The following is a 20,983-nucleotide window of genomic DNA, read 5'->3' as shown; positions in this document are numbered from 1 at the left end:
TGCGGCGACTGACCGGTCCTCAGCTGCGCGGGTACGCCTTCACGACCGTGCCGTCGAAGTCCGCCCTGAGGTAGGCGGCGCCGTAGGCGTCCGCGACGTACACCAGCAGCGACGGTTCGGTGTCGCCCATCCCCTGGGCGTCGTGCAGGAACACGTAGTGGCTGGTCGGATGGGTGATGCCGAGTTCGGCGTCGGCCCGTTGCAGCAGCGCGGGGAGGGCGTCCCAGTTGACGGACCGGAGGTCCAGCGGCTTCTCGCCGAAGGCCACGGTGCCGGAGCGGATGCCGGGCGTGGACTTGCCGTCGCGGTAGGAGAGGCTGTCGTAGAGGTTCGGGTTGGCGGCGGTCGCGACGAGGGCGTCGCCGGAGTCCTGCCGGAGCGTGAACTCCAGGAAGGCGCGGCCGCCCGACTTCTGGCTCATGGACTGGATCGCGCTGCGCGCGCCCGTCGGCGTCAGCAGGCCCGGGTAGGCCGCCGGCGGGGTGGCGGTGCTGTCGCCCTGGGCCGCGAAGTGCTGGACGGCGAAGCCGATGCTCACCATCAGCACCGGGACCAGCACCAGGTAGCCGGTGCGCAGCGCGCCGCGCAGCCTGCCGGGCCGGGGCGGGGGCATCGCGTCGCGCGGCTCCTGGCCGAGGGTCTGCGGCGGGCCGTAGGCCTGCCCGGTGGGGTGCCCCGTGGCGTACCCGGTCGGCGGCGGGGCGGTGGCCGTGGCCGTCGGGCCGGTGGCCGTGGCCGTGGCGGCCGCGGGCGGGAGCAGGCGGACCGTGCCGACCGCCCCGGCCTGGGCCTCGGCCGCCGCCGCGACCTCGGCGTCGGCGAGCTGCCGGTCGAGCTGCCAGGCGTCGGGGCGCGCGGCCGTGTCCCGCACCAGCAGGGCGGCGAGCACCGGGCCCAGCGGCCCGGACCGCACCGGGGCCGGTACCGGCTCGTCCAGCACGGCGGCCAGCGTGGCGAGGGTGGTGGCGCGCCGCAGCGGGTGCTGCCCCTCCACCGCGACGTACAGCATCAGGCCGAGCGACCACAGGTCGGAGGCCGGGTTGCCCTCCTCGCCGCGGACCCGCTCGGGGGCTATGTACTCGGGCGAGCCGATCAGGGCGCCGGTGGTGGTCAGGCTGGGCGCCTCCGACAGCGCGGCGATGCCGAAGTCGGTGAGGACCGGGGTGCCGTCCGGGCGCAGCAGGACGTTGCCGGGCTTGACGTCGCGGTGCTGGATGCCGGCCGCGTGCGCGGCGCTCAGGGCGGACAGCACGCCGCGGCCGAGCCGGGCCGCCTCCAGGGGCGTCATCGGGCCGCGCGCGAGCCGCTCGTGCAGCGAGCCGCCGGTCACCAGCTCCATGACCAGCCAGGGGTGCGGGTACTCGGGCCGGTCGACGATGTGGTGGATCGTCACCACATGGGGGTGGTTGAGCCGGGCCAGCGACCGGGCCTCCCGCAGGACCCGCTCGCGCAGCACCGCCGCCGCGCCCGGGTCGCCGGCGAGGTCGGCCGGGTCGGGCGGGCGCACCTCCTTCAGGGCCACCTCGCGCTCCAGGAGGGTGTCGCGTGCCCGCCACACCAGTCCCATGCCGCCGCCGCCCAGCCGCTCCACCAGTTCGAAGCGTCCGTCGATGAGTTGGAGCCCCGGCCCCCCAGAATTCATGACGGTCATCGTAGGGGCGCGGTCCGTCATCGGTGACACCGGCAGTCCCGCACCGGCCTGGCCGACGGGGCGGGCCGGCGCCGCCGGGGCGGAGCGGGTCAGAGGTCCCAGGTCTGCCCGGCGGCCCAGGACTCCAGCGTGCGCCACTGCACGGCCGGGGTCTCGGCGTGCAGGGTGTCGGTGTCGATCTCCAGGCCGACCTCCTGGAAGTAGCGGAACATCGCGGCGAGGTCCTGGGAGTAGGTCTCGACGACGGACAGCGGCACCTCCTGGCAGCGGACCGGCCGGCCGGCCGCCGCCGTGATGGCGGCGGCGATCTGTTCGCCGGTGCACCACTGGGAGGCGATGTCGATGCGCCGCCCCGCGTAGTCGTCCGGGTGGGCCAGGACGTGGGCGGCGAAGTCGCCGATGGTCTCGGCGGCGATCACCGGGAGGGGGACGCCGGGGGGCATGGGCAGCGGGAAGACCCCTTCGCGCAGCGAGGCGAGGGTCCAGTCGTTGGCGTAGTTGTCCAGGAAGGCCGCCGGGCCGATGACCGTCCAGGGCAGGTCGAGGCCGGCGAGGTGCTGTTCGATGCGCTGCTTGGAGTCGAAGTGCGGGATGCCGGTGGAGCGGTCGGCGTTGGTGGCGGAGGTGAGGACGACGTGCCGCACGGTGCCGGCGGCGCGGGCGGCGTCGAGCAGGGCGATGCCCTGGCGGACCTCGGTGTCGAGGTCCGTCCCGAACGGGGTGGACATCGCGAAGAGGCTCCCGGCGCCGTCGAGGGCGGCGGCGAGCGAGGCCGGGTCGTCGAAGTCGGCACGGACCGGCTCGGCGCCGAGGGCGGCGAGTTCGCGGGCGGCCGGGGATCCGGGGTCGCGGGTGAGGGCCCGGACCGGGCGGCCGGCCCGGAGCAGGGCCCGGGCGGTGGCGCCGCCCTGGGCGCCGGTGGCTCCGGTGACGGCGACGGGGGGTCGAGATATTATCTGCGTCATGCAGACAACATACGAAGAGATCTCTGCGTGACGCAAATGATTAACGGCCTGCCGGTTACCCTGGCCCCATGACCCCCCACCGCGACGAACTGCTGGCCCGGCTCTGGCCGCTCTCGCGCCGCTACCTGGCCTCCTACGTGCTGTTCAACCAGGCCGTCGCGGACCACCTCGGCATGCACCCGACCGACGTCCAGTGCCTCAACCTGCTCACCCTGGAGGACGGCCCCGTCACCACCGGCCGGGTCGCCGAGCTGACCGGACTGACCAGCGGCTCGGCGACCCGACTGGTCGACCGCCTGGAGAAGGCGGGCCTGGTGGCCCGGCAGCGGGACGAGGCCGACCGCCGCCGGGTGCTGGTCGCCGTCCTCCCCGACGCACTGGCGCGCTTCGGGGAGGTCTGGCGCGAGCTCGGCGGCGACTGGGCCGCGATCTTCGCCGAGGACAGCGAGGACGAGCTGGCCTTCCTGCTTCGGCACATGAACCGCACGGTCGAACTCAGCCACCGGCAGATCGCCCGCCTCGCCGACACGGACCTGCGCCCCGGGGGCGACCGGGACTCCTAGGGCCGCCAGGACTCCGGGCCCGACCAGGCCTCCCCCGCCCGACCAGGCCCCCGGCCCCCGGCCCCGTCAGGTCTTGCGCAGCTCCGGCGCCGGCGCCCCGATCAGCAGCCGGCGGACGGCGTCCCAGGCGGCCCGCAGGGCGGCGGCGCAGACGCGGGTGTCGGAGTCGAGCAGCCGCAGCCAGGCACCGCTGTCCTGCGGCAGCACGCTGACCCCGTACAGCAGGCCGCGGTCGGCCAGGGCCTCGTGCAGCGCGTCGGCGATCCGGGCGGCGGGGGCGAGCGGGCTGAGCACGTAGAGGCTGGACATCACGTCGTGCCCGCCGAGTACGGCGGGGCCGGTGACGCCAGCCCCGGCGGGCTCCAGCCGGACGGTGTCCAGGGCCACCAACTCGCCGTCGGGGCGCCGCACTTCGAGGTCCGAGGCGAAGACCTGGTAGGCGTTGCGCTCACCCCGGGCGAGGCGGCCGGCGAGGACGGTCTCGCCCGCCAGGACGGTCGCCCCCCGGTCCACGGTGAGCACCGTGCGCTGGTAGAGGCGCGAGTCGACGAAGGGGATCACCGGCTCGGGCAGGTACTCCACGTAGGCGCCGGGCCCGGCCTCCAGATTGACCAGCTGCGTCGCGTAGTCGTACTCCATCCGGTAGACCTTGGTGGCCGCCTGGGTGGTCAGGTGGACCGCCGTGTCGGCCCCGCAGCGGATGTCGGTGCGCAGCCGGTCGGCCTGGAGGATGCCGCCGCCGGTGGACATCAGCAGGGTGACGGCGAGGTCGGGGCGGGCCGGGTCGAAGTACAGCGGGCGCATGATCTGCAGCGGCGACTTCTGGTAGTGGCCGGTGAGTTCGGTGCGCCCGCCGATCCGCTCGAAGGCCAGCTCCAGCAGCCCGACCTTGCCGGGGCGCCCGACCACGAGGGTGTCGGGCGTCCCGGCGTACCGGCGGACCGCCTGCGGGACCCGGGCCGGCTCGTAGTGCCGGGGGTCGAGCCGGGGCACCGGCCGCCGCCCCTCCGGGGCCCGCGCGGCCACCGTCATGCCGGGACCTTGCGGAAGGTCTCCAGGAAGGTCGCGATCTCCTCCAGCCCCTCCCCCGTCAGGCAGTTGGTGAGCACCACCGGCCCGCCCTCGCGGACCTGGTGGGCGTCGGACTCCATGACGCCGAGGTCGGCGCGCACGTACGGGGCGAGGTCGGTCTTGTTGATGACCAGCAGCTCCGACTCGGTGATGCCCGGGCCGCGCTTGCGGGGCATCTTCTCGCCCTCGGCGGTGTCGAGGACGAACAGGAAGAGGTCGACCAGCACCGGGCTGAACGTCAGGGTCAGGTTGTCGCCGCCGGACTCGTACAGCAGGGTGTCGACGTCGGGGAAGCGCTCCAGCATCTCGGCCCCGGCGGCCAGGTTCATGGTCGGGTCGTCGCGCACGGCGGTGTGCGGGCAGGCGCCGGTCTCGACGCCGACCACCCGTTCCGGGTCGAGCACCCCGGCGAGGGTGCGGCGGACGTGCTGGGCGTCCTCCTGGGTGTAGATGTCGTTGGTGATCACCGCGGGGCGGTGGCCGCGCTCGATCAGCACCGGCACCAGCGCCTCGATGAGCGCCGTCTTGCCGGAGCCGACCGGGCCGCCGATGCCCACCCGGAGCACGTTCTCGGTCATGGGGTCCTCCTCCATTCGTAGGGGTGTCCAGCGTTCAGCGGGTGTTCAGCTCGCGAAGAGCCGGGCCTCGGCCCGTTCGTGCCGTCCGGACATCGCGTCCGCGACCGGTACGCAGCCGCCGAGTTCCGCCGACTCCCGCTCCAGCGCGGCCGCCACGACCTCGCGGATGACCGGGGCGGTGGCCCGCAGCACCACCTGCGCCTTGCGGTGGTCGGTCAGCCGCAGCCGCAGCGCGGCGCCGACGAAGCTGGTGCAGAAGGCGAACAGGTCGCCCGCCACGGCCTGTTCGACGGGGACGGCGGCCGAGGCGTAGGCGACCCCGGCGGCCACCGCCTGGCAGCCGGGGGCGCGCTTGTCGGCGACCAGGGCGGCGTACCGCTCCAGCGGCTCGCCGCCCACCGACTCCCGGGCGATGTCCAGGAGTTGGCGCCCGGTGCGGGTGGCGGCGAGCCTCAGCTCGCGGTTGAGCTTGGTGGCGTGCAGCCGCTGGTCGGTCTCGGCGAGCAGCGCCCAGTCCCCGGCGCCGGCGGCCCGGTGGGCCAGGGCGAGCGCCGTGGCGTCGGCCGGTCCGACGCTGTGCCGCAGCAGGTCGGCGAGCAGCACCGGCATGGTGTCGGCGGTGACGGCCTTGGCCTGGGCGTAGCCCTCCAGGCCGTGCGAGAGGGTGTAGAAGCCGCTGGGGAAGGCCGAGTCGGTCAGCTGGAGGCTGACCAGCAGGGCGTCCAGGCCCGCACCGGCGGGGCCCGGGTCCGTCGGGCCCGGGCCGGCGGGCACCGGATCCGCGGGCACCGGGTCGGCGGGCCCCGGGTCGGCGCCGCTCACGCGAGGTAGAACAGGTGGTTGAGCGGCAGTTCGCGGGCCGGCTCGATGGTCGCGGGCTCGCCGTCCAGGGTGACCTTGTACGTCTCCGGGTCGACCGCGATCCTCGGCAGCGCGTCGTTGCGCACCATGTGCTGCTTGCCGACCGAGCGGCAGTGCCGCACCGGCAGCACCCGGCTGTCCAGGCCGAGTTCCTTCGGCACCCCGAGGTCGACGGCGGCCTGGGACATGAAGGTGATCCGGGTGGCCTGCCTGGCCCGCCCGAGCGCCCCGTACATGGGCCGGTAGTAGACCGGCTGCGGGGTGGGCAGCGAGGCGTTGGGGTCGCCCATCAGCGCCCAGTTGATGAGGCCGCCCTTGATGACCAGCTTGGGCTTGGCGCCGAAGGAGTTGATCGGCCACAGCACGATGTCGGCGAGCTTGCCGGGCTCCAGCGAGCCGATGTACTCGGCCGTGCCGGAGGCGATCGCCGGGTTGATGGTGAGCTTGGCGAGGTAGCGCAGCACCCGGACGTTGTCGTTGCGCTCACTGTCGCCGTCCAGCTTGCCGCGCTGCGCCTTGCAGTGGTGGGCGGTCTGGAAGGCGCGGGTGAAGGACTCCCCAATCCGGCCCATGGCCTGCGAGTCGGAGGAGAAGATCGAGATGACGCCCTCGTCGTGCAGCACGGTCTCGGCGGCGATGGTCTCGGCGCGCACCCGGGAGTCGGCGAAGGAGACGTCCTCGGGGATGTCGTGGCTGAGGTGGTGGCAGACCATCACCATGTCGAGCAGCTCGTCCACCGAGTTGACGGTGTAGGGCAGGGTCGGGTTGGTGGAGGACGGCAGCACGTTGGGCTCGCCGGCGATCCGCATGATGTCGGGGGCGTGGCCGCCGCCCGCGCCCTCGGTGTGGAAGGTGTGGATGGTGCGGCCGTCGATCGCGGACAGGGTGTCCTCGAAGAAGCCGGACTCGTTGAGGGTGTCGGTGTGGATGGCCACCTGCACGTCGTACTCGTCGGCGACCCGCAGCGCGCTGTCGATGGCCGCCGGGGTGCTGCCCCAGTCCTCGTGCACCTTGAGCCCGCACACCCCGGCCTCGACCTGCTCGCGCAGCGCGCCCGGCAGCGAGCCGTTGCCCTTGCCGAGCAGGCCGACGTTGACCGGGAGGTCCTCGACCGCCTGGTACATCCGCCCGATGTTCCACGGGCCGGGGGTGCAGGTGGTGCCGTTGGTGCCGTCGGAGGGGCCGGTGCCGCCGCCGATCAGGGTGGTGATGCCGTTGCTCAGCGCCTCCTGGGCCTGCTGCGGGGCGATGAAGTGGATGTGGGTGTCGATGCCGCCGGCGGTGGCGATCAGGTGCTCGCCGGAGATCACCTCGGTGCCGGGGCCGATCACCAGCTTGGGGTGCACCCCGCTCTGGGTGTGCGGGTTGCCGGCCTTGCCGACGGCGGTGATGAAGCCGTCCTTGACGCCGATGTCGCCCTTGACCACGCCGAGCACCGGGTCCAGCACGACGACGTTGGTGATCACCAGGTCGAGCGCGCCCTGCGCCGAGGTGGCGGCCGGGTCCTGGGCCATGCCGTCGCGGATGCCCTTGCCGCCGCCGTAGACGGCCTCGTCGCCGTAGTGGCCCTGGTTGAAGTCCTGTTCGACCTCGACCACGAGGTTGGTGTCGGCCAGGTGGAAGCGGTCACCGACGGTGGGGCCGAAGAGGTCGGTGTACTGCTTGCGGGACAGCATGGCCATCAGCGGTCGCCCTCCGAGTGGGTCCGGGTGTGGAAGTCCCTGCCGTGCAGGTCGTCGTCCTTGAGGTCGAGGTTGGTGCCCTTGAAGCCGCGCGCGATGGCCCGGTCGATGGCCCGGGCACGGGTGTCGCGCGCGGTGGTGCCGCCGTCCACCAGGTTGCTGAAACCGACCAGGCGGCGGTGCCCGCCGAAATCGGCCAGGGTGACGTCCTTGGTGTCACCCGGCTCGAAGCGGACGGCGGTGCCGGCCGGGATGTCGAGGTGCTTGCCGAAGGCGGCGTTGCGGTCGAAGTCGAGGGCGCGGTTGGCCTCGAAGAAGTGGTAGTGGGAACCGACCTGGATCGCGCGGTCGCCCGTGTTGCTGACCATGATCGTGGCCTTGGCGCGGCCGGCGTTGATCTCCACCGGGTCGTCGCCGTACAGGTACGCAGCGCCACCGGACATGGCTGGCCTTCCTCTCTGCCGGTTCAGTGGGGGGTGTGTGCAGGTGCTTGGGGGTGGGGGTGGGGGTGCGTGGGGGCGTGCGGGTGGCCGTGGTGGTGGTGCGCCTCGCCCGGGCCGTGGCTGTGGGCGTAGCCGTGGCCGTGCTCGGCGTCGAGGCCGGCCAGGATGCCGTCCTCGCCGTGGCCGAGCAGGTGCAGCGCCGCCGCCGTGCGGGCCGCGACCACTCCGGCGATCGCGGCCGGGCGCAGCAGCGGGCCGCCGTCCCGGACGCCCTCGCCGGTCGGGCCCGGGGGCGGCGCGGTGCCGAAGGAGGCCGGGACGACCGTGACCCGCCCGGCGCCGAGCAGCCGGCAGCGTTCGACGCCCTCGGCCGGGTCGGGGTCGCCGCCCGTGAAGGCGACCTCGACCCGGTGGTGGCGCCCGTACTGGCGGACCAGCCGGGCGATCCGGAACAGTTCGGCGTCCTCGAAGGGCCCGGCCGCCGGGGCGGTGACCAGGACGGCGTCCCCGTCGCCGGCCGTGGCCGCGGCGGCGCGCAGCCAGCCGATCAGGTGCTCGGCGGCGCCGAAGGGTGCGGTGAGCGCGAGCCGTCCGCGGCCCTCGCCGGCGGCGAGCCAGCGCAGCGCGCGGGCGGTGTCGGCGATCAGTTTCGGGTCGCGGCCGAGGGTCATCGGGACGACGCACACCGGCCCGTCCCCGGCCGCCAGGGCGGACCGGACGGCTTCGGCGAGCGGGCGCCCGGCGGCGGCCGCCGCGTGCCCGGCGTACCCGTGCCCCTGCCCGCGCCCCTGCCCGACCAGGGCGGCCAGGTCGCGGCCGCCGTCGCTCTCGTGCCCGCCGGCCAGCACGACCGTGGCGGACTGTGGTGCGGTCATGGGTCAGGCACCGACCGGGTCGTGACAGGAGACCAGCTTGGTGCCGTCCAGGAAGGCGGCCTCGACCTGGAGCAGCGGCAGCATCTCGCGGACGCCGGGCATGACCTCGGCGTTGCTGACGACCTGCTTGCCGATCTCCATGCACTCGGCGACGGTGCGGCCGTCCCGGGCCCCCTCCATGATGGCCTCGCTGATCAGCGCGCAGGCCTCGCTGTAGTTGAGCTTGACGCCTCGGTCGCGGCGTTTGCGGGCCAGATCGGCCACGACGTAGATGTAGAGCTTGTCCATCTCACGCGGGGAGAGGTTCATCGGAACCACTTCTCCTTTCCGAGAATCCGACGAAATGCAAGTCATAGGAATTGCAGGGGAGTTGGCCGACGGAATACCAGGTTAGGGCGACTACGGGTTCAGATCCGACGCAGCCGGGGAATCGCCGGCACCGCCGCCAGGAACAGCAGGGTGGTCAGGACGAACGGCCAGGTGAAGGCGTGGCCGCCGAACGGCGCGGTGACCGCGCCGAGCGCCGGGGTCAGCACGGTGGCGGCCGCCGCACCGAGCACGGCGTAGGCCGCGCTCCAGCCGTCCGGGGCGATGAACACCCCGCACAGCGCCAGCGCCACCAGCACGCTGCTGTAGCCGAGCAGCCCCTGCTCGACCGCCTCCGCCGGGGCGCCCAACACCCGGGCGGTGAGCAGTGCGGTGGCGCTGCCGACGCAGGCCATCAGCCCGGCGAGCCGGCCGGCCGCGAACAGCCCGGCCAGGAACAGCAGGCCGACGTACCACTGGGGCATGAGGAAGACCTGGCCGATGTTGGCGAAGAACCCGTGCCAGAGGTGTTCCCAGCTCAGGCCGGTGCCGCCGGTGGCCGGTGCGGGCAGCGCGGCCGGGCTGCCGCCCTCCGGCCACAGCCGCCGGAACCCGGGCGCGGCCACCGTGACGGCGGTCGCGACCAGGCAGAACGGAGCGGTCAGCGCGGGCAGTCCACGCCCTTCCAGCAGCACCCCGAGCCCGGCGGTCACCACCACGGCGACCACCGCGCCGAGCACCGCGACCACGACCGTGGCCGGATCGCCCGGGTCGAGGAACACCGCGCAACCGAGCGCCACCAGGCACCCGTTGTACCCGGTCAGCCCCGCCTCGACGGTGTCCCGCCGCAGCCGGAGAGCGTACCCGGCGGCGGTGGAGACGGCGCTGCCCAGCAGGCCGTAGACGCCGTACTGCCAGCCGGCGGCGAACAGTGCGACGACGAAGAGGAGTCCGCACACGGCGGACGGCATGAAATCGACCTGGGCGACACCGCGCAGGACTTCGACGACCAACTTGACGGATAGCGGACGGACCACCGGCGGAACCCCTTCCGGGACTCCTTCCCCACCCTTTTGCAGACCCATGCGGCGCACCAATTCCCCGGTACGGCCGAGGGGGCTCGGGAGATTGCTCGGGAGCCCGTTCGGCGATTCGTTGGGAACCGTACTCCTGCGGATTGCGGAGCGGGATGGGCGCGGTGGGTCACGCCAAATCGACGGTGGGTGACGGCAGGGCCGCTGAGCTGCAACATTCTGTTGAAATCAACGTCCGACGGAGTGGTTGAGGAGGGCAATTCTTTGCGAAGTTTTACTCGCCCTCGACAAGCGCCGGAATATGACCATGTCAAGTAATTCTTGACAAATTCCGCTGATCCCGGCAATACGGACAGCGGACACCGTGGGAAAGCTGTGGGAAAGCTGTGAAGCGCCGGGTGGATGTGGTGGAAGTGTGGTCGGATCGGGGCGCCGGCGCACACGGCTCCGGTCAGGCCGCCGCCGGCCCCCCGCCGCCGAGGTGGCGCAGCAGGAAGCCCTCCGAGGCCGCCGCCTCGAAGTCGGGCACCGCCAGATGGCCCCCGGCGTTGGCGTACAGCGTCTTCTCCCGCGAGCCCAGCGCCCCGTACAGCGCCAACGCGCCCTCGCGCGGCTGGAGTTCGTCGTCCCACTGGAGGACGAACTCCACCGGCACGGTCACCCGCCCGGCCGCCTCCGCCAGCGCGGCGTTCCCCGCCAGGCCGAACACCGCCGCCACGATGCGGGGTTCGACCGCCGCGAGCGGGACGCCGATCACCGTGCCGAGCGACAACCCCCAGTAGCCGACCGGCCCCAGGCCCTCCCCCGTCGCGTCCGCCAGGGCGTCCAGCACCGCCCGCCACTCCGGCACGGCCCGCTCCGCGAGCGCCGCCGTGTGCCGGGCCACCCACGCGCTGACCGGACGCCCGGCCGCCAGCAACTGCCCGATCTCGGTGGCGAACCGCTCGTCCTGCGCGGTGCGCGCCCGCTCGCCGTGCCCGGGCGCGTCGATCGCCACCGTCGCCCACCCGTACCGCCGCGCGCAGCGCAGCGCCCGCTCCCGCGGCCCCCAGCGGCCCTGCCCGCCCCCGCCCCCGTGCCCGAGCAGCACCAGCGGCCGCGCGCCGGGGCCCGTACCGTCAGGGCCGGGAGGGCCGTCGGGGCCGGGAGGGCCGTCGGGGCCGGAGCCGTCCGGCTGCCAGAGCACGCCGGGTACGCCGTCAAGGACGAAAGGGCGTTCCAGGACGCCGTCCGAGCTGGTCTCCGAGGTGAAGTGCACCCGTCCATGATGGCCCCCGACGCACGTTCGAGTCCGGCCTTTCCACCCCCTGGCCGATACTCGCCGGAGCCGCCCCGGCCCGGACCGCCGCACACGCACCACCGCACTGCTGCCGCGCCGCCGCGGCCCCGCCGACGCGCCGCCACCGCCCGGCCGGCGCCCTGCTACCGCGCCGCCGAGGACTCCCGCAGGAAGTCCGTCAGCAGTGCCGTCACCTCCGCCGGGCGCTCCAGGCTCGGCAGGTGGCCGGCCCAGGGCAGTTCGAGGTGGCGGACGTGCCGGGCGTTCGGCAGCAGGCCCGGCAGTTCGGCGGCGATCGCGCGGTAGTCCGGCAGGTCGTGGGCGCCCGCGACGGCCAGGGTCGGGGCGGTGATCCGGGCGAGGTCGGTCTCCTCCTGCTCCGGACCGCCCGTCGCGTCCCACTGCACCTCGAAGGCGTGGCGCTGCATCCGGCGGACGAACGCGCGGGTCTCCTCGTCGGCCTCCGGGCCCAGCCAGGTGCGGACGTTGAGCTCGACGGCGCCGTCGAGGTCGTCCGCCTCCACCAGCGCCTCCTCCTCGGCGCCGAAGGCCCGCAGGGCCTCGGAGGGCTGGTGGCCCGGCCGGCCGGCGCCGAGCAGGGCCAGGGCGGTGACCGCCTGCGGGCGCAGCGACGCCACCGTCAGGGCCGTCCGCCCGCCGTACGAGGCGCCGACCACCGCGGTGGACTCGATGCCCAGGTGGTCGAGCAGGGCGAGGACGTCGGCGCCGGCGGCGTACGGCCCGTCGGCGAGCGGCGTCCCGCCGAAGCCGCGGAAGTCGCAGCGGACGACGCGGTGGCCGGCGTCGAGCAGGGCCTGCCACTGCGCGTCCCACATCCGCCGGTCGCACACCGCGGAGTGGAGCAGGAGGACGGCCGGACCGGCACCTGAGTCGTCATGGGAGAGGATCATGCGGCGGATGGTAGCCGTGGGAAGGGTGGGGCGCGAACCTTTTCTCCGCGGAGTAAGCGCTTCCGGCCCCGGGTGGGCTCTTGGTGGGCGAGGAGGTGCTCATGGGAGAACCGAAGAACACACGGGACGAGGAGTTCCAGACGTTCATCGTCGCGGCCTGGCCACGGCTGGTGCGGACGGCGTTCCTGCTGGCCGGCGAGCAGTACGCGGCCGAGGACCTGGTGCAGTCGGCGGCGGAACAGGCCTGCGCGGCCTGGTCGAAGGTGCGTCGGGCCGACGATCCGTACGCCTACGTGCGGCGGATCCTGGTGAACCAGCACGCCCGCCGCTGGCGCCGCCGGCCGCCGGAGCTGCTGGTCGACGCGGTGCCGGACGCGGCCGGGCCGGAGGACGGCTTCGCCCGCTCCGACCAGCGCGGCGCACTGCTGGCCGCGCTCGCCACCCTGCCGCCGCGCCAGCGCGAGGCGGTGGTGCTGCGCCACTGGGAGGACCTGAGCGACAGCCAGACGGCACTGGCGATGGGCTGCTCGGTGGGCGCGGTGCGCAGCCACGCGGCGAAGGGCATAGCGAAGCTGCGGCTGGTCCCGGCGCTGGTGGAGACGATGGACAGGACTGAGATCGGAGGGGCGGTATGACCATGGAGAACCCGGAAGCGGGCAAGGACACCGATCTGTGGGTCGGGCTGGGCCTGGCCGAGGCGGCGTCGACGGCGCGGATCGGACCGGTGCCGGTGGCGGACATCGTGGCGGGCGGCCGGCGGATCCGGCGCCGTCGCCGGACGGCGGTCGGCGCCGTGGCGCTGGCCTCGGCGGTGCTGCTGGCGGGCGGGGCGATCAGCCAGCTGCGGCCGGCCCCGGCCGCCTCCCAGCCGCTGGTCGCCGCGGGCACCGGCCACGGCTCCGGCACCGGCGGCCCGCCGACCCCCACGGCGGGCACGCCCACCACCCCGTCCGCGCGGGACCCGTTCACCCCGCTCCGGGTGGTGCTCGGGCAGGGCACCACGGCGGACGGCAAGGAGTGGAAGCTGTGGCAGGCGGTGTGGCCGACCGCGCCCAGGGACCGGGCGTACGAGCAGGCCCTCGCCGTGTGGCAGGAGCGCAGCCCGTACGACTCGGCGGTCGGCAAGCCCACCCCGGAGTACGTCGACCAGTACTACGACGCCGGCTCCGACGTCATCAACACCTACTTCACGGTCGACGGGGTCCGGCAGAGCCACGACTCCGAGGGCATCACCCCTGCCCCCGGCAAGCTCGACCCCCGCAGCGGCGCGTACATCGCCGGCGGCCTCCAGGGCGCCCGCGGCAAGGGCGACACCGTGGCACCGGGCGAGATCGTCGCGCTGAGCCTCGGGCCGGACATCGCCCGGGTGAAGGTCACCTGGACGGACGGGAGCGTCACCGAACCGACCATCGTCACCGTGGGCGACCTGCCGCTGCGCCAGGTCGTGGTGGCCCGGCCGGCGGGCAAGACGGCCAAGCTGTGGGAGTTCTTCGACCGGAACGGCGCCAAGCTCCCGGACTCGGGGGCGCAGTTCCTGACCTCCTGACCTCCTGACGTCCTGGCCCCTGGCCTCCTGGCTCCGCCCGGGCCGTCAGCCCAGCAGCAGCCCCGCCGCCACCTCCGCCCCGTCCGTACGGATCTCGCGTGCGAGCGCCGTCGCCCGCGCGGCGACCTCCGGGGCCCGCGCCGCTCGGAGCGCGGTGGTCAGCGAATCGACGGTGGGGACGGCTCCGTCGTGGGCCGCACCGATCCCCAACTCGGCGACGCGGCCCGCCCAGTAGGGCTGGTCGACCATCTGCGGGACCACCACCTGCGGGACCCCGGCCAGGGCGGCCGCGGTGGTGGTGCCCGCGCCGCCGTGGTGGACGACGGCGGCGACCCGGGGGAACAGCGCCTGCTGGTTGACCTCGCCGACGGCGAAGCAGTCGCCCCCGCCGTCGGCGAGGGCCAGCTCCGCCCAGCCCCGGGCGAGCACCGTCCGCTGCCCCAGGGCCCGCGCGGCCGTCACCGCGTCGCGCGCCGCGTCGGGCGCGCCGCGCATCGGCATGCTGCCGAAGCCCACGTACACCGGGGCCTCCCCGGCGTCCAGGAAGGCGGACAGGGCAGCGGGCAGCGGGCGGTGGTCGGGCAGCAGCCAGGCCCCCGTCTGCACGACCGTGCTCCCGGCGAACTCCGGCCACGGGCCGAGGAGTTGGTCGGTGGCCAGCCAGGGGCAGTCGGTGAGGATGTGGTCGCGCACACGGTCCACGGCGGGCAGGCCCACCGAGGCCCGGTGGGCGTTGACCGGCTCGCGGAACAGCGCGTCCATGGTGCGGATGTTCTCCTGCCACAGCTCCCGGTTGTCCGTCACCCCCGGCGGGTGCGGGTGGCCCGGGTACTCGAACGGCGGGTGGTGCGGGGAGGGCAGCATGGTCGGCTGGAGGGCGACGTACCGGAAGCGGGCGCCGACCGTCTCGGCCGCCGACCGGGCGCCGGCCACCGCCGGGAACAGCCCGGTGGCCACCACCGTGTCCCCCGGCCCGGCGGTCGCCGCGACGGCCTCGTGGAACTGCCCGACCATCGTGGCCACCCGCCGGGGGAAGTCCCCGGGCGCGGGCGGCGCCCCGTTCACGGCCGCCCGCACCGCTGCCCGCACGTCCGGTCCGACCGGGACCAGCTCGACCCCGTCGACGGCCAGCCGCCGGGCGAACTCCTCGTCCGGCGGAGCGCACACCCGCACCGGCACGCCGAGTTCCCGCAGCTTCACCGCGAGTCCCGCCAGCGGCTGGACGTCACCGCGCGAACCGTAGGTGGAGAGCACCACACGCATCCTGACATTCCTCCCGTTCTCCCCAGGGACGACCCTGGAGGGGGAGATTCTGCGGCACGACCGGGGCCTTGCGGCAAGACCCCCCGTGCGCTATAGCTTGAGAGTGGCGGGAAGCGCGTGCGGTCATCCGCGCAGGACCGCCACCACCTCCCCGACCAACTGCCGTGCCCGGTCCACCGTCGCGGCCAGCGCCTCGGGCGTCTCCCCGGCGGAGCCGAGCAGTCGACGCACCCGGGCCTCGAAGTCGACGGGCACACCGTCGAGTCGACCGGCGACGGCCAGCGCGCCCTTCTCGTTCAGGCACCAGCGCCGGTCCCGCGCGTACAACGCCTGCACCAGCACGCCGACCGCCCGGGACAGGCAGAGCGACACGTACAGCACGTCGCCCCGCCCCGCACCCTTCGCGGCCGCACCGACCAGGAACTCCGCCTCCCAGGCCCCGGCCGTCAGGGCCGCCCGCAGCGGTTCGGGATAGTCCGCGACCTGCGCCCGCAGGGTCGCCAACTCCCCTGCCGGGTCGGCGAGTACGCGACCGAGCGCGAGCTCCCCAACGTAGCAGGGCGACCAGAATCCGAGCGGGTGCCCGGCCTGCACGCCGACCTCGTAGCGGCCCGCGCGGCAGTCCGCCCACACCCGCTCGACCCGGTCGAGGTCCCGCAGGATCCAGTCCACGGCGACCCCGCCGACCCGCAGCCACGCCCCGCCGTTCACCCACGGTCCCCAGCCGCCGGGCCCGGCGACCTCGACCCCGGGGCCCGCCACCTCCCCCAGGGCGGCGAGGTCCAACTCGCCCCGGTAGTACACCCCGAGGTCCCAGTCGGACTCCGGCCGGTGTTCCCCCCGCGCCCGGCTGCCCCCGAGCATCACCCCCACCACGCCCGGAACTTCGGCCAGCCGGGCCGCCATGTGCTCGATGTGCTCGGTGATCGCCTGCATGGCGGCATTCTGGCGCGCCCACCGCCCCCGGGCCACCGCATTCCAGCCCGGCGGGCTGCGCCGTGGACGGCCCCCGCCGCCGGGAACGGCTCCCTCGGGTCGACGGGCCGCGAGGGCCCGTCGCGTCAGGACCCGCCTGATCCTCGGCCGGTCAGGTGGGCGGCCAGGTCTTCGGCCAGGCGGGCGGGATGGCCCCGGCGGCGGCGGGCGAGGGCGAGGCCGAGGTGGCGGCGGGGGCCGGGTTCGGCGAGGGGGAGGGCGACCAGGTCGGGGTGCGGGGCGAGGCCGATCTCGGGGATGAGGGCGATGCCGATCCCGCCCCGGACGAGGGACTGGGCGAACTCGTAGTCGGTCGCGATGCAGCAGATCCGCAGCTCGACCCCGGCCAGGGCGGCGTGGTGGGTGAGCTGGCCGGCGGACTTGCGGCAGCCCAGGATCCAGCGCTGGTCGGCGAGTTCGGCCAGGTGCGGCGGCTCGGGCCGGTCCCGGTAGCGGATCGCGGCCGGGTGCCGGACGGGCAGGACGACCCGCAGCGGGTCCGCGCCGAGCGGGGTCCAGTCCAGGCCGGAGCGGTCGCCGGGGCGGCTGGGCGGCGGCCCGTCGAGGTGGTAGGCGAGGGCGAGGTCGGCCCGGCCTTCGCGGACGGCGGGCAGGCTCTCCTCCGGCTCCGCCTCCAGGACGGTGAGTTCCACCTCGGGGTGGTCGGCGGCGAAGGCGGCGAGCGCCGCGGGCAGCAGGCGGCGGCCGCCGCTGGCGAAGGTGGCGACGGTCAGGGCGGTCCGTTCGGCGGTCAGCCGGTCGATGCGCTGCCGGGTGTCGGCGAGTTCGGCGGCGATCGCGTCGGCCGCCTCGACCAGGAGGCGGCCCGCGTCGGTGAGGGTGACACCTCGGGTGGAGCGCTCCACGACGGGCGCGCCGAGGCCGCGTTCGAGGGCGGCGACCTGCTGGGAGACGGCCGAGGGCGTGCAGTGCAGGGCCTGCGCCGCCTGGTTGAAGCTGCCGCGGCGGGCGACCTCCCGCAGTACGGCCAGCCGCTGGACGTCGATCAACAGTTCTCCTTATGACGAGGGCTCCAGCTCGACACTACTGCTGTCGCCCCGTGCGCGGCAGGCTGATCACCGAAGCCGACCCGCAGCGGGCGGGGCGGCACAGTGCGGGACAGCACGGTGCGGGACAGCACGGCATGGGACGGCACGGTACGGAACCGGGCCGGACAGAGGGGATCCGAACGATGGACGTGTGCGTGATCGGCGGGAGCCGCTACTTCGGCAGGCAGTTGATCGAGGAGCTCCGCGACGCGGGCGCGGCGGTGACGGTGGTCAACCGCGGCTCGGTCCCCGCCCCGCACGGCGTGACCCACCTGCGCGCCGACCGCAACGACGAGGCCGCGCTGAACGCCGCGCTCGGCGACCGGCGCTTCGACGCCGTCGTGGACCAGGTCTGCTACACGCCCGTCCAGGCGGCCGTCGCCGCGCGGGTGTTCGCCGACCGCACCCCGCGCTACCTGCTCACCTCCACCGTCGAGGTCTACGCCCACCTCGGCCGCCCCGGCGGCGCACCGCTGCCGGAGCAGGCGCTCGACCTGTCGGCCGAGCGGGTGGACCTGCGACTCCCCTGGTCCGAGCAGGAGTTCCGGTCGGAGAACTACGCCGAGGGCAAGCGCCAGGCGGAGGCCCTGCTCACCCGGCTGGCCCCCTTCGACCTGGTCACCGTCCGCACCGCGCACGTCCTCGGCGGCGCCGACTTCACCGGTCGGCTGGCGCACTACGTGGAGCGGATCGGGCGCGGCCTGCCGGTGGCCGTGCACCCGTCGCCGCAGCGCGCGTCCTTCGTCCACGCGCCGGAGATCGCCCGGTTCCTGGCCTGGGCCGCGCAGGCGGACTTCACCGGCCCGGTCAACGCGGCCTCCCCGGAGGCCCTGGACGTACGGGAGTTGTCCGCCGTGGTCGGCCAGGTGGTCGGCCGGGAGCCGGAGTTGGCCGTCGCCGGTGAGGGCGGGCCGCACTCCCCGTTCTCCTTCGACCACTGCTACGCGATGGACACCGGCCGGGCGGCCCACCAGGGCTTCCGCTTCTCCCCCGTCACCGACTGGCTGCCCCAGGCCGTCAAGGAGGCCCACGCATGAGCACGCTCCCCACGACTCCCGCCACCCGCCGGATCGGCGGCCTCGGCGTCGGCGCGATCGGCCTGGGCGCGATGCCCCTGTCGGTCGAGGGCCGCCCGGCCGAGGAGCAGGCCGTCGCCACCGTGCACGCCGCCCTGGACGCGGGCGTGACGCTGATCGACACCGCCGACTCCTACCACTGGCACGCGGACGAGGTGGGCCACAACGAGCGCCTGGTCGCCCGCGCCCTGGCCACGTACGGCGGCGGCACCGACGACGTCCTGGTGGCGACCAAGGGCGGGCGGGGCCGCCCCGGGGACGGCAGTTGGACGGTCGACGGCGACCCGCGCCACCTGCACCGGGCCGCCCGGGCCTCGGCCGCGCGGCTGGGCGTCGAGGCCATCGGCCTCTACCAGCTGCACAAGCCCGACCCGGCCGTGCCCTTCGCCGACTCGGTCGGCGCGCTGCGCGAGCTGGTGGACGCGGGGACGGTACGGCTGGTCGGCATCTCCAACGTGGACTGCGCGCAGATCCGCACCGCCCGGGAGATCCTCGGCCCGCACCTGGTCTCCGTTCAGAACCGTTTCTCCCCGGCGTACACCGCCACCCGCGACACCCTCGACCTGTGCACCGCACTCGGCCTGGCCTTCCTCCCCTGGAGCCCCCTCGGCGGCATCTCCACCAGCGCCGTCGACGACCCGGGCGCCGCCGCCCCGGCGACCGACACCCCGTTCCACGCCCTCGCCCGCGCCCGGGGCGTCAGCCCCCAGCAGATCTGCCTGGCCTGGCACCTCGCCCAGTCCCCCGGCGTCCTGCCGATCCCCGGCGCCCGCCGCCCCGCCTCCGTCCGCGACTCCGCCGCCGCGGCCGGGCTCGTGCTGACGGCCGAGGAACTGGCGACACTGCACCTGTAGTCGCCCGTACGACACCCGTAGTGCCGGGGTCGAACGGCGGCTCAGGCCCCCGCCTCCGTGGCGGCCCGCTCGGCGGCGCTGCGGAGCACGCAGAACTCGTTGCCCTCGGGATCCGCGAGCACCGCCCACCCGGTGCCGTCCGGCTCGCGGCGGTCGGCGACGAGGGTGGCGCCGAGCTCCAGCAGCCGTGCCACCTCCTGGTCGCGCGGGCCCTCCGGGCGCAGGCACAGGTGGAGGCGGTTCTTGGCCGTTTTCGGCTCGGGCACCTGACTGAAGTACAGCACCGGCCCCTCCGCGAGCATCACCGCCACCTCCTCGTCGCCGGGCCCGTCGTCCGGGCCGAGCGGTCGGCCCGTCACCTCACTCCAGAAGCGGGCCAGCTCATAGGCGTTCGCACAGTCGACCGCCACGTTCTGCACTACCGAGACCATGCGCCCGAGCCTCCCCGATTCCCGCGCCGGCCGCCACCGGGTTGCGCGCCGACCGCCACCGGGTTGCGCGCCGGGAACCATCCGAGCGGGTACGAAGTCCTGTACGGAGTGAATCCCGATGCAGCAGCCCAGAACCCGCCGGCCCGCCCCCAGGTCAACCAGATCAACCGCAGGCGGCTGCTGTTGAGCGCGGCGGGCGGCATCGGCGCGCTCGCCGTCGCGGGCGGTGCCCGCTGGTGGGCGGACCGGAGCGCCGAGCACGGACCCCGGCTCTGGAGCACGACGGCCGCGAACGGGCGGCTCCTCCTGACCGACGGCCCGCAGCGGGACCTCTACGTCTCCGGCTCCGACGGCAACCTGCGCGCGCTCGACCCCCGCACCGGCGCCGTCCGCTGGAGCCGGGCGGTCGACTCGCCCGACGCCGTCTCCGCCTACCTGGGCGGCCGCCCGTCGGCGGTGGGCGACGGCGCGGTGTACACGGCCACCTCGACCGGGCTGCAGGCGTTGGACGCCGCCACCGGCGAGGTGCGCTGGCAGGTGCCGGTGCCGGAGTGGGCCGAGCTCCCCGCCGAGCAGACCCCGGTCGCCGTCGGCGGCGGCCTCGTGTTCGCGGTCCACGGGGGCGCACTGCACGCCCACGACCCGGCCACCGGCGAAACGCGCTGGCGCAAGGCGTCCGGTGCCGGGGACTTCCTGGCCGCGGACGGCGACACCGTGTACACCGGCGGGGCCGGGGCCCGCGCCTTCGACGCGCGCACCGGCGAGCAGCGCTGGGTGCAGGAGACCGTCCCCGGCGTCAACACCACCCCCGTCGTCCACCGGGGCGCCGTCCTGCTCACGTACGCCGGCGGGACCGCGACCACCACATGGGTCTGCTCGCTGGAGGCGGCCACCGGCCGGGTGCGCTGGCAGCGCATGCAGCGTGGCGCGACCAACCACCCGCTGTCGGCCGCGGACGGGACGGTCTGCTTCCTCAGCGGGACGCAGCTCGTCGGGATGGACACGGAGACCGGCGAGCCGCGTTGGACGGCCACCGTGACCCTGGGGCTGGGCCGCGGCGAGAGCTCGATGACCACCGCGAACGGCGTCGCCTACGTCGGCACCAACGACGACCGGCTGTTCGCCTTCGACCTCACCACCGGCAGCCCGCGCTGGCAGGACGCCCCGGACGACCTCCGCTCCGGCACCGGGTACACCTACGTCTCGCTGGCCGCCGCCGGCTCCACCGTCTACCGCAGCAGCCGCACCGGCCTCCAGGCCCTGGGCACCCTGACCTGAGGCCGGGCTCACCCGGCGCCACGGGCGAACCGCATCGAACACCGGCGGTGGGCCCCGTCGTCCCGGTACGTCCGCTCCACCAGCCGCCACCCCGCCGCCTCGATCCGCTCGACGTACCGCGCGAGGTTCCGTTCGGGATGCACCGGGTGCAGGCGGATGCTCCGCTCGTGCCCGGCGTCGCCCCGCTCCCAGCACCGGGCGGCATGACTGTCCACGGGACCGAGGCCACGGGGCACGTGTCGCTCCATGCGGGCGATCGTAGGCGGGACCGGGACGTTCGAGCACCCGGCTT

The 20,983-nt window shown here is 74.8% G+C and carries 23 protein-coding genes; 6 read left to right on the top strand and 17 right to left on the bottom strand.

Annotation, left to right across the window (positions count from 1 at the left end):
• Positions 1-19: 19 nt before the first annotated feature.
• Positions 20-1,642 (bottom strand): serine/threonine-protein kinase, encoded by a 1,623-nt coding sequence (locus tag ACFY2K_RS05125; RefSeq protein WP_387709653.1) that lies wholly within the window; start codon positions 1,640-1,642, stop codon positions 20-22.
• A 98-nt stretch (positions 1,643-1,740) separates the two neighbouring features.
• A complete protein-coding gene (locus ACFY2K_RS05120) occupies positions 1,741-2,616 on the bottom strand; it encodes an NmrA/HSCARG family protein (RefSeq protein WP_380523124.1) in 876 nt (291 codons plus the stop codon).
• 68 nt (positions 2,617-2,684) lie between these two features.
• Between ACFY2K_RS05120 and ACFY2K_RS05115 the strand changes: the two genes are divergently transcribed.
• Positions 2,685-3,179 (top strand): MarR family winged helix-turn-helix transcriptional regulator, encoded by a 495-nt coding sequence (locus tag ACFY2K_RS05115; protein WP_380523123.1) that lies wholly within the window; start codon positions 2,685-2,687, stop codon positions 3,177-3,179.
• A 66-nt stretch (positions 3,180-3,245) separates the two neighbouring features.
• Here the strand turns inward: ACFY2K_RS05115 and ACFY2K_RS05110 are convergent, their stop codons facing one another.
• The 10 genes from ACFY2K_RS05110 to ACFY2K_RS05065 form a co-directional block, all read right to left on the bottom strand.
• Positions 3,246-4,211 (bottom strand): urease accessory protein UreD, encoded by a 966-nt coding sequence (locus ACFY2K_RS05110; protein ID WP_387709652.1) that lies wholly within the window; start codon positions 4,209-4,211, stop codon positions 3,246-3,248.
• Entirely contained in the window at positions 4,208-4,828 is a 621-nt protein-coding gene (gene ureG / locus ACFY2K_RS05105; protein ID WP_387709650.1) for an urease accessory protein UreG, read from the bottom strand. Before ureG ends, ACFY2K_RS05110 begins: the two co-directional genes overlap by 4 nt.
• Positions 4,829-4,873: 45 nt before the next feature.
• Complete coding sequence (locus ACFY2K_RS05100) at positions 4,874-5,617, bottom strand: urease accessory protein UreF (RefSeq protein ID WP_387709729.1); 744 nt, start codon at positions 5,615-5,617, stop codon at positions 4,874-4,876.
• A 29-nt stretch (positions 5,618-5,646) separates the two neighbouring features.
• On the bottom strand, positions 5,647-7,371 hold the full coding sequence (gene ureC / locus ACFY2K_RS05095; RefSeq protein WP_380523120.1) for an urease subunit alpha: 1,725 nt from the start codon (positions 7,369-7,371) through the stop codon (positions 5,647-5,649).
• Complete coding sequence (locus tag ACFY2K_RS05090) at positions 7,371-7,814, bottom strand: urease subunit beta (RefSeq protein ID WP_387709648.1); 444 nt, start codon at positions 7,812-7,814, stop codon at positions 7,371-7,373. The genes ureC and ACFY2K_RS05090 overlap by 1 nt, the downstream gene beginning before the upstream one ends.
• Before the next feature lie 23 nt (positions 7,815-7,837).
• Entirely contained in the window at positions 7,838-8,689 is an 852-nt protein-coding gene (locus tag ACFY2K_RS05085) for a sirohydrochlorin chelatase (RefSeq protein WP_387709646.1), read from the bottom strand.
• A gap of 3 nt (positions 8,690-8,692) precedes the next feature.
• The gene (locus ACFY2K_RS05080; protein WP_188310190.1) at positions 8,693-8,998 is read right to left on the bottom strand and encodes an urease subunit gamma; all 306 of its coding nucleotides are present in this window, start codon (positions 8,996-8,998) and stop codon (positions 8,693-8,695) included.
• A gap of 98 nt (positions 8,999-9,096) precedes the next feature.
• Positions 9,097-10,032, bottom strand: a complete 936-nt coding sequence (locus ACFY2K_RS05075) for an urea transporter (protein WP_380586995.1) — start codon at positions 10,030-10,032, stop codon at positions 9,097-9,099.
• A 448-nt stretch (positions 10,033-10,480) separates the two neighbouring features.
• Positions 10,481-11,287, bottom strand: coding sequence for an alpha/beta hydrolase (locus ACFY2K_RS05070; RefSeq protein WP_387709644.1), 807 nt, complete (start codon positions 11,285-11,287; stop codon positions 10,481-10,483).
• Positions 11,288-11,451: 164 nt separating this feature from the next.
• Positions 11,452-12,219, bottom strand: coding sequence for an alpha/beta fold hydrolase (locus tag ACFY2K_RS05065; protein WP_387709643.1), 768 nt, complete (start codon positions 12,217-12,219; stop codon positions 11,452-11,454).
• Positions 12,220-12,320: 101 nt separating this feature from the next.
• On the opposite strand from ACFY2K_RS05065, the gene ACFY2K_RS05060 reads away from it, so the two are divergent.
• Both ACFY2K_RS05060 and ACFY2K_RS05055 read left to right on the top strand, forming a co-directional pair.
• Positions 12,321-12,854, top strand: a complete 534-nt coding sequence (locus ACFY2K_RS05060; RefSeq protein WP_375892080.1) for a SigE family RNA polymerase sigma factor — start codon at positions 12,321-12,323, stop codon at positions 12,852-12,854.
• Complete coding sequence (locus tag ACFY2K_RS05055) at positions 12,851-13,765, top strand: hypothetical protein (protein ID WP_380642709.1); 915 nt, start codon at positions 12,851-12,853, stop codon at positions 13,763-13,765. The genes ACFY2K_RS05060 and ACFY2K_RS05055 overlap by 4 nt, the downstream gene beginning before the upstream one ends.
• Before the next feature lie 45 nt (positions 13,766-13,810).
• Here ACFY2K_RS05055 and ACFY2K_RS05050 read toward each other — a convergent pair whose 3' ends face one another.
• From ACFY2K_RS05050 to ACFY2K_RS05040, 3 genes are all read right to left on the bottom strand, one after another.
• A complete protein-coding gene (locus ACFY2K_RS05050; protein WP_387709642.1) occupies positions 13,811-15,028 on the bottom strand; it encodes a glycosyltransferase in 1,218 nt (405 codons plus the stop codon).
• Positions 15,029-15,151: 123 nt separating this feature from the next.
• The gene (locus ACFY2K_RS05045; protein WP_380587007.1) at positions 15,152-15,964 is read right to left on the bottom strand and encodes a nucleotidyltransferase domain-containing protein; all 813 of its coding nucleotides are present in this window, start codon (positions 15,962-15,964) and stop codon (positions 15,152-15,154) included.
• Between the two features lie 125 nt (positions 15,965-16,089).
• Positions 16,090-17,013, bottom strand: a complete 924-nt coding sequence (locus ACFY2K_RS05040; protein WP_387709640.1) for a LysR family transcriptional regulator — start codon at positions 17,011-17,013, stop codon at positions 16,090-16,092.
• Positions 17,014-17,195: 182 nt separating this feature from the next.
• Here ACFY2K_RS05040 and ACFY2K_RS05035 point away from each other — a divergent pair, with 182 nt between their 5' ends.
• Entirely contained in the window at positions 17,196-18,089 is an 894-nt protein-coding gene (locus ACFY2K_RS05035) for an NAD-dependent epimerase/dehydratase family protein (RefSeq protein ID WP_387709638.1), read from the top strand.
• Positions 18,086-18,982: an aldo/keto reductase gene (locus ACFY2K_RS05030; RefSeq protein WP_380642699.1), complete on the top strand. Its 897-nt coding sequence runs from the start codon at positions 18,086-18,088 to the stop codon at positions 18,980-18,982. Before ACFY2K_RS05035 ends, ACFY2K_RS05030 begins: the two co-directional genes overlap by 4 nt.
• 41 nt (positions 18,983-19,023) lie before the next feature.
• Here the strand turns inward: ACFY2K_RS05030 and ACFY2K_RS05025 are convergent, their stop codons facing one another.
• A complete protein-coding gene (locus ACFY2K_RS05025) occupies positions 19,024-19,413 on the bottom strand; it encodes a VOC family protein (protein WP_375892092.1) in 390 nt (129 codons plus the stop codon).
• Positions 19,414-19,521: 108 nt separating this feature from the next.
• Here ACFY2K_RS05025 and ACFY2K_RS05020 point away from each other — a divergent pair, with 108 nt between their 5' ends.
• Positions 19,522-20,691: a PQQ-binding-like beta-propeller repeat protein gene (locus tag ACFY2K_RS05020; protein ID WP_387709636.1), complete on the top strand. Its 1,170-nt coding sequence runs from the start codon at positions 19,522-19,524 to the stop codon at positions 20,689-20,691.
• Positions 20,692-20,699: 8 nt separating this feature from the next.
• Here the strand turns inward: ACFY2K_RS05020 and ACFY2K_RS05015 are convergent, their stop codons facing one another.
• On the bottom strand, positions 20,700-20,939 hold the full coding sequence (locus tag ACFY2K_RS05015) for a hypothetical protein (RefSeq protein WP_380523108.1): 240 nt from the start codon (positions 20,937-20,939) through the stop codon (positions 20,700-20,702).
• Positions 20,940-20,983: the final 44 nt, after the last annotated feature.

The sequence above is a fragment of the Kitasatospora sp. NPDC001309 genome, from assembly GCF_042896295.1.
Lineage (GTDB): Bacteria > Actinomycetota > Actinomycetes > Streptomycetales > Streptomycetaceae > Kitasatospora.
Note: the sequence above shows the minus strand (reverse complement) of the source record. Positions and strands in the feature narration are given on the sequence as shown.

Coding starts and splice junctions, on each gene's coding strand:
- ACFY2K_RS05125 (WP_387709653.1), bottom strand. CDS start 1,642: ATGAATTCTGGGGGGCCGGGGCTCCAACTCATCGACGGACGCTTCGAA.
- ACFY2K_RS05120 (WP_380523124.1), bottom strand. CDS start 2,616: ATGACGCAGATAATATCTCGACCCCCCGTCGCCGTCACCGGAGCCACC.
- ACFY2K_RS05115 (WP_380523123.1), top strand. CDS start 2,685: ATGACCCCCCACCGCGACGAACTGCTGGCCCGGCTCTGGCCGCTCTCG.
- ACFY2K_RS05110 (WP_387709652.1), bottom strand. CDS start 4,211: ATGACGGTGGCCGCGCGGGCCCCGGAGGGGCGGCGGCCGGTGCCCCGG.
- ureG (WP_387709650.1), bottom strand. CDS start 4,828: ATGACCGAGAACGTGCTCCGGGTGGGCATCGGCGGCCCGGTCGGCTCC.
- ureC (WP_380523120.1), bottom strand. CDS start 7,371: ATGGCCATGCTGTCCCGCAAGCAGTACACCGACCTCTTCGGCCCCACC.
- ACFY2K_RS05090 (WP_387709648.1), bottom strand. CDS start 7,814: ATGTCCGGTGGCGCTGCGTACCTGTACGGCGACGACCCGGTGGAGATC.
- ACFY2K_RS05085 (WP_387709646.1), bottom strand. CDS start 8,689: ATGACCGCACCACAGTCCGCCACGGTCGTGCTGGCCGGCGGGCACGAG.
- ACFY2K_RS05080 (WP_188310190.1), bottom strand. CDS start 8,998: ATGAACCTCTCCCCGCGTGAGATGGACAAGCTCTACATCTACGTCGTG.
- ACFY2K_RS05065 (WP_387709643.1), bottom strand. CDS start 12,219: ATGATCCTCTCCCATGACGACTCAGGTGCCGGTCCGGCCGTCCTCCTG.
- ACFY2K_RS05060 (WP_375892080.1), top strand. CDS start 12,321: ATGGGAGAACCGAAGAACACACGGGACGAGGAGTTCCAGACGTTCATC.
- ACFY2K_RS05055 (WP_380642709.1), top strand. CDS start 12,851: ATGACCATGGAGAACCCGGAAGCGGGCAAGGACACCGATCTGTGGGTC.
- ACFY2K_RS05050 (WP_387709642.1), bottom strand. CDS start 15,028: ATGCGTGTGGTGCTCTCCACCTACGGTTCGCGCGGTGACGTCCAGCCG.
- ACFY2K_RS05045 (WP_380587007.1), bottom strand. CDS start 15,964: ATGCAGGCGATCACCGAGCACATCGAGCACATGGCGGCCCGGCTGGCC.
- ACFY2K_RS05035 (WP_387709638.1), top strand. CDS start 17,196: ATGGACGTGTGCGTGATCGGCGGGAGCCGCTACTTCGGCAGGCAGTTG.
- ACFY2K_RS05030 (WP_380642699.1), top strand. CDS start 18,086: ATGAGCACGCTCCCCACGACTCCCGCCACCCGCCGGATCGGCGGCCTC.
- ACFY2K_RS05025 (WP_375892092.1), bottom strand. CDS start 19,413: ATGGTCTCGGTAGTGCAGAACGTGGCGGTCGACTGTGCGAACGCCTAT.
- ACFY2K_RS05015 (WP_380523108.1), bottom strand. CDS start 20,939: ATGGAGCGACACGTGCCCCGTGGCCTCGGTCCCGTGGACAGTCATGCC.